Annotated in this window: 7 protein-coding genes; all 7 read left to right on the top strand. The window is 63.4% G+C overall.

Translation table 11 applies throughout. The features are described from left to right. Nucleotides 1-876 (top strand): DNA polymerase III subunit gamma/tau C-terminal domain-containing protein (locus IG627_RS06855; RefSeq protein WP_319024516.1); only part of this gene is annotated, 876 nt, incomplete at its 5' end. Nucleotides 877-926: 50 nt separating this feature from the next. Further along, nucleotides 927-1,271, top strand: coding sequence for a YbaB/EbfC family nucleoid-associated protein (locus IG627_RS06850; RefSeq protein ID WP_193191510.1), 345 nt, complete (start codon nucleotides 927-929; stop codon nucleotides 1,269-1,271). 30 nt (nucleotides 1,272-1,301) lie between these two features. Continuing rightward, nucleotides 1,302-1,907, top strand: coding sequence for a recombination mediator RecR (gene recR, locus IG627_RS06845; protein ID WP_193191508.1), 606 nt, complete (start codon nucleotides 1,302-1,304; stop codon nucleotides 1,905-1,907). A gap of 8 nt (nucleotides 1,908-1,915) precedes the next feature. Then, nucleotides 1,916-3,046, top strand: a complete 1,131-nt coding sequence (gene rnd, locus IG627_RS06840) for a ribonuclease D (protein WP_193191506.1) — start codon at nucleotides 1,916-1,918, stop codon at nucleotides 3,044-3,046. After that, nucleotides 3,043-3,330 carry a YcgL domain-containing protein gene (locus IG627_RS06835; protein WP_193191505.1) on the top strand — a complete coding sequence of 96 codons (288 nt, stop codon included), beginning with the start codon at nucleotides 3,043-3,045 and terminating at the stop codon, nucleotides 3,328-3,330. The genes rnd and IG627_RS06835 overlap by 4 nt, the downstream gene beginning before the upstream one ends. An 11-nt stretch (nucleotides 3,331-3,341) precedes the next feature. Beyond that, the gene (locus IG627_RS06830) at nucleotides 3,342-3,785 is read left to right on the top strand and encodes a YcgN family cysteine cluster protein (protein WP_226864802.1); all 444 of its coding nucleotides are present in this window, start codon (nucleotides 3,342-3,344) and stop codon (nucleotides 3,783-3,785) included. A 272-nt stretch (nucleotides 3,786-4,057) separates the two neighbouring features. Beyond that, a complete protein-coding gene (locus IG627_RS06825) occupies nucleotides 4,058-4,438 on the top strand; it encodes a hypothetical protein (RefSeq protein WP_226864801.1) in 381 nt (126 codons plus the stop codon). Nucleotides 4,439-4,671: the final 233 nt, after the last annotated feature.

Below are 4,671 nucleotides of genomic sequence, written 5' to 3'. Positions count from 1 at the left end.
GGCGGGCCCGATCCCCCCCCCCCCACCCCGCGGGCCAGCCCGGCCGCGGACCCCCCCGCCCCGCGGGTGCGGGAGTCGGCTCCGGTACAGGCGCCGGCGGATCCCGTCATCTCAGTGCAGACAGCAGAGGTGGCCGAGGAAAAAAAGCCACAGGCGGAGGAGAGGCCGACTGAGGTCGGCGCGCCAGCTGTTGATGACACACCTCCCTGGGAGCCACCGCGAGCAGAAGTGGTACAGGCACCCGAGCCGGCCGCAGTCGCTGAGGCGGTAGAGGCGTCGGTAGCGCATGAGCCCCAGCCGCAGCAACCGGCTGTCGAAGCGGCTCGCCCTGCGCCACAGCCGGAGGCTGACCCGCGCGTCGCCATGCGGGAACAGCTGCGCCAGCAGGTGGCGCAGGTGGAATCGACGCCGGTGCAGCACCAGCAGCCACAACCCCAGCCAAAGCCGGCCGTGGAAAAAACCGCGAGCGCGCATCTGGACGCCCTGACCCCGGGCAGCTGGCCGGCGCTCTACAGCCAGCTGGGTATCAGCGGCATACTGCATTCCATCGCCTTTCACCTGGAGCTGGTCGGGCGGCAGGACAATATACTTTCCTATACCCTGGACGAGTCCTACAGCAGCCTGTACGACGAAGTGCACCAGCGCCGCCTGGCGGACCTGTTGGCGGACTTTTTCCAGCAGCCGGTCACCGTGCAGATCCAGGTAGGGGAGGTGCAGGGCACCACGCCGGCGCGCCTGGCGGCGGCCACGCGCGAGGCCCGCCTGGCCGCAGCGCGCGATGCCCTGTCGGCAGATCCACTGGTGCAGGAACTGCAGCGGGAGTTGGGCGCCGAACTGCAACCCGACTCGGTGGAATCCCTGGCGGATGCCGAATAATTCCATGTAGGGTGCGCCGCGCGCACCTGTCCCACAGAGTGAGGTTTACGATGAAAGGTTTGGGCGATTTGATGCAGCAGGCCCAGAAAATGCAGGCCGACATGCAGGAAAAAATGCAGAAGATGCAGCAGGAGCTGAGCGAGTTGCGCATCTGCGGCGAGGCCGGTGCCGGCATGGTCAAGGTGACCATGAATGGCCGCCACGACGTCGTTTCGGTGGAAATCGACCCGGACCTGCTCGGCGAGGACAAGGAGATGCTGGAAGACCTGCTGGCCGCGGCGGTGAACGACGCCGTGCGCCGCGTCGAGGAAAAGACCCAGGAACTGCAGAAGCAGCAGATGGGCAACCTCGCCTCCGGTATCAATCTGCCGGAAGGTTTCAAGTTTCCGTTTTAAACCGCGTGCCGGTGATAAGTTACCGAATCTATGTTTAGTCCCCTGATCGAAGACCTGATCCGCGCACTGCGCTGCCTGCCCGGTGTCGGCCCCAAGTCGGCCCAGCGCATGGCCATGTACCTGCTGGAAAAGGACCGCGATGCCGCGGGCCTGCTGGCGCGCACCCTGGAGCAGGCGGTGGAAAAGGTCGGCCGCTGCAGTCAGTGCCGCACTCTGACCGAGCAGGAGGTCTGCGCCCTGTGCAACAACAGCCGGCGCGAGCAGAAGTCCCTGTGTGTGGTGGAGACGCCGGCGGATGTACTGGCCATAGAGCAGGCTGGTAACTACCATGGCCGCTATTTCGTGCTGCACGGCCACCTGTCGCCGATCGATGGTGTCGGGCCCGCCAACCTCGGTATAGACCTTTTGGAGCAGCGCCTTGCCAGCGAAGCGCTGGAAGAGCTGATCGTCGCCACCAACCCCACCGTCGAAGGCGAGGCCACGGCGCAATTTATTGCCGAGCGGGCGAGGGTGCACGGCGTCGCCGTGAGCCGCATAGCCCACGGCGTGCCCATCGGCGGAGAGCTGGAATTTATTGACGGCGGCACCCTGGCGCATGCCTTCAACAGCCGCACCGCTTTCTTTTCAGAGGGCTGATGGCGCCAATGTTGCAAGTAGACACCACACCCATCTGGATCGACAGTAGCGAACAGCTGGCAGAACTCTGCGCCCACTGGCGCCGGCAGAAGGCGGTGGCGCTGGACACCGAGTTTATGCGCAGCCGCACCTTCTACCCGCAGCCAGCCCTGCTGCAGGTGGGAGACGGCGAGTGCTGCTACCTGATCGACAACCTCGCCATCGAGGATCTGCAGCCGCTGCGCGACCTGCTGCTGGATACCGGTGTGACCAAAATCATGCACAGCTGCAGCGAGGACCTGGAGACGCTTGAGCGACTGCTGGGTGCCATCCCCGAGCCGATTTTCGATACCCAGATTGCCGCCGCCCTGACCGGTATGGGCGCCGGCCTGGGTTACGCGGCTACGGTCAAGGAGCTGCTCAATATCGAGTTGCCGAAAAGCGAAACCCGCTCCGACTGGCTGCAGCGCCCGCTCAGCGAGGCGCAGAAAAATTACGCTGCACTGGATGTCGCCTGGCTGCCGCTGCTCTACGGTGTTTTGATTAAGCGCCTGCGCGAGCTGGAGCGCCTGGAATGGCTGCAGGAGGATTGCACCGCACTGGTATCCACCGCGCGCAACCCGCAGCCGCCGGAGCTCTACTACCTGAGAGTGAAGGGCGCCTGGCGCCTGCGCGGCAGTCAGCTGGCAGCACTCCAGGACCTGTGTACCTGGCGCGAGCGCGAGGCGCGTCTCAGGGATATGCCGCGCAACCACCTGCTGAAAGAAAATGTCTGTATGAACCTGGCCCAGCAGCTGCCGCGGCATATGGCCACTCTGGCGCAGCCGGGTCTGGAGGGGCGCACGCTGCGCGATCTCGGCGAGACACTGTTGCAGATAATCGCCCGCGCCGCCGAGCGCCAGGATCTGCCGCAGCGACTGCCCCAGCCCCTGAGTCGCCGCGAGGGCGAGTGGCTCAAGCTATTGCGCCAGCGCGTCAACGCCGTGGCTGAACTGGAAGGCCTGCCCGCGGAAATACTGGTGCGCAAGAAGGAGCTGGAAGGACTGCTGCAATCGGCAAGACCCGAACTGCAGGGGCGCCTTCTGGGCTGGCGCTCGAAAGTGATTGGCAAGCCGCTGCTCGAAACCCTGACTGAGCTGCGTCGAGAGGATGTAAAGTGAAGACCTTGTGTGATATTTACCGCAGCCCGCTGAAAGATGAAATGTACCTCTACGTCGAAAAACGCGAGGGCACTTCGAAGGTGCCGGAAAACCTGCTGCAGCTGTTCGGCAAACCACAGCATGTCACCACCATGCTGGTAACGCCGGAGAAAAAACTGGCCCGCGCCGATGCGAACAAGGTCCTGAAAGAGCTGGGCGAGCGCGGTTATTATCTGCAGATGCCGCCAGTATCCGATTCCGAGATGGGTGCCATCGCCGCCAAGAACAGCAAGCTGCAGCGCTGAGCGCGTACACAATGGCTGACTTCTGGAAGCGCAAGACCCTCGACCAGATGAGCGAGGCAGAGTGGGAGTCACTCTGCGACGGCTGCGGGCGCTGCTGCCTGCACCGGCTGGAAGAGGAGGACAGTGGCGAGGTCTACACCACCAATGTGGCCTGCCGCCTGCTGGATACCCATTCCTGCCAGTGCGGTGACTATGTAAACCGCAAACAGCAGGTGCCGGACTGCATCCAGCTGCGCGCCCGGGATGTGGCCGGGTTCAGCTGGCTGCCCGCCAGCTGTGCCTACCGAATGCTGGAAGAGGGGCGCGGGCTGGCAGACTGGCACCCGCTGGTGTCCGGCCGCGCCGAATCGGTACACGAAGCGGGTATTTCCGTGCGCGGTTGTGTGATCAGCGAAGAACTGGTGCACCCTGACGATTTCGAGGACCATATCGTCCAGTGGGTAGGCGACCACTGATCGAAAACCGGTCCGTAAATGCTTTATATTAGATAAATTTTTTGATTCCCCATACCGGCGCAGAGCCTGTGCCGGGCTTGATCCGGTACCGGTATTCAGTCCGATGGTACCTGGATCAGGTGGCGCTCCTGCGCCACGCCCTTCGGGCCATTCGCTGCGCGAATGCTCGCGACGGCATCCATGCCTTCGCAGTCCGGCCTGCGCCGGAATGACGACAGACAAGAGGTGAACCCTGTGTTCGCCCACCCGACAAAATTGAAGAAAGAACAACTATGGCCGAAGAGTATCGAATAGCCTGGATCATATACGCAGCCGGCACCCTGGTGTTGTTGTCGGCGGGCTGGTGGTTTATGCGCAACTGGAAGTGGAGCTGGCTGCGCCGCGCAATTCTGGTCACTTTCGCCGCCGCCCTGCTGGTTCCCGCGCGCAGTTCCGGGCCCGATGCCGTCACTGTTCCGGTGCTGCCGCTGTTTGTTTACCAGACCCTGTTCGAAGAGGACGGGGCCGCTCCCGAAGTGACTGCCAACCTGGTGTTTGCCACCGGCGGCGCCCTGGGTCTGATGGCGATCTGGGGCCTTCTGACCCTGTACCTGAGTCATCGACGCGAGCAGCGCCGCCGCTTCGATGAAGATCCCTATTTCAATGAGCAGTGAGCCAGCCGGTCAAGAGTGACCGGGTCCTAGGGCCTGTTCACACTAAATTCGATGGCCGCGACGGAGGCCGTTTTTTCGCAAGGCAAGGCGCAGTGAGCGTCGTGTGGCCCGCCACATAAGCGAACTGCAACGCAGCATTGCGGAAAAACGGCCCCGTCCCTTCGGGTTGCGCCCCAAATAGGGGCATGCCGCGTTGTTCCGCCGTTCATTTTTCCACTTAACCACCCCCCCCG

Origin of the sequence: Microbulbifer taiwanensis, assembly GCF_014904815.1 — a bacterium.
In the GTDB taxonomy this organism is placed as follows: Bacteria; Pseudomonadota; Gammaproteobacteria; order Pseudomonadales; family Cellvibrionaceae; genus Microbulbifer; species Microbulbifer taiwanensis.
This window is presented reverse-complemented; position numbering and strand designations above follow the sequence as displayed.

Bases quoted from the DNA above. Each gene is read 5' to 3' on its own strand.
- IG627_RS06825 (WP_226864801.1), top strand. From the start codon at position 4,058: ATGGCCGAAGAGTATCGAATAGCCTGGATCATATACGCAGCCGGCACC.
- recR (WP_193191508.1), top strand. From the start codon at position 1,302: ATGTTTAGTCCCCTGATCGAAGACCTGATCCGCGCACTGCGCTGCCTG.
- rnd (WP_193191506.1), top strand. From the start codon at position 1,916: ATGTTGCAAGTAGACACCACACCCATCTGGATCGACAGTAGCGAACAG.
- IG627_RS06830 (WP_226864802.1), top strand. From the start codon at position 3,342: ATGGCTGACTTCTGGAAGCGCAAGACCCTCGACCAGATGAGCGAGGCA.
- IG627_RS06850 (WP_193191510.1), top strand. From the start codon at position 927: ATGAAAGGTTTGGGCGATTTGATGCAGCAGGCCCAGAAAATGCAGGCC.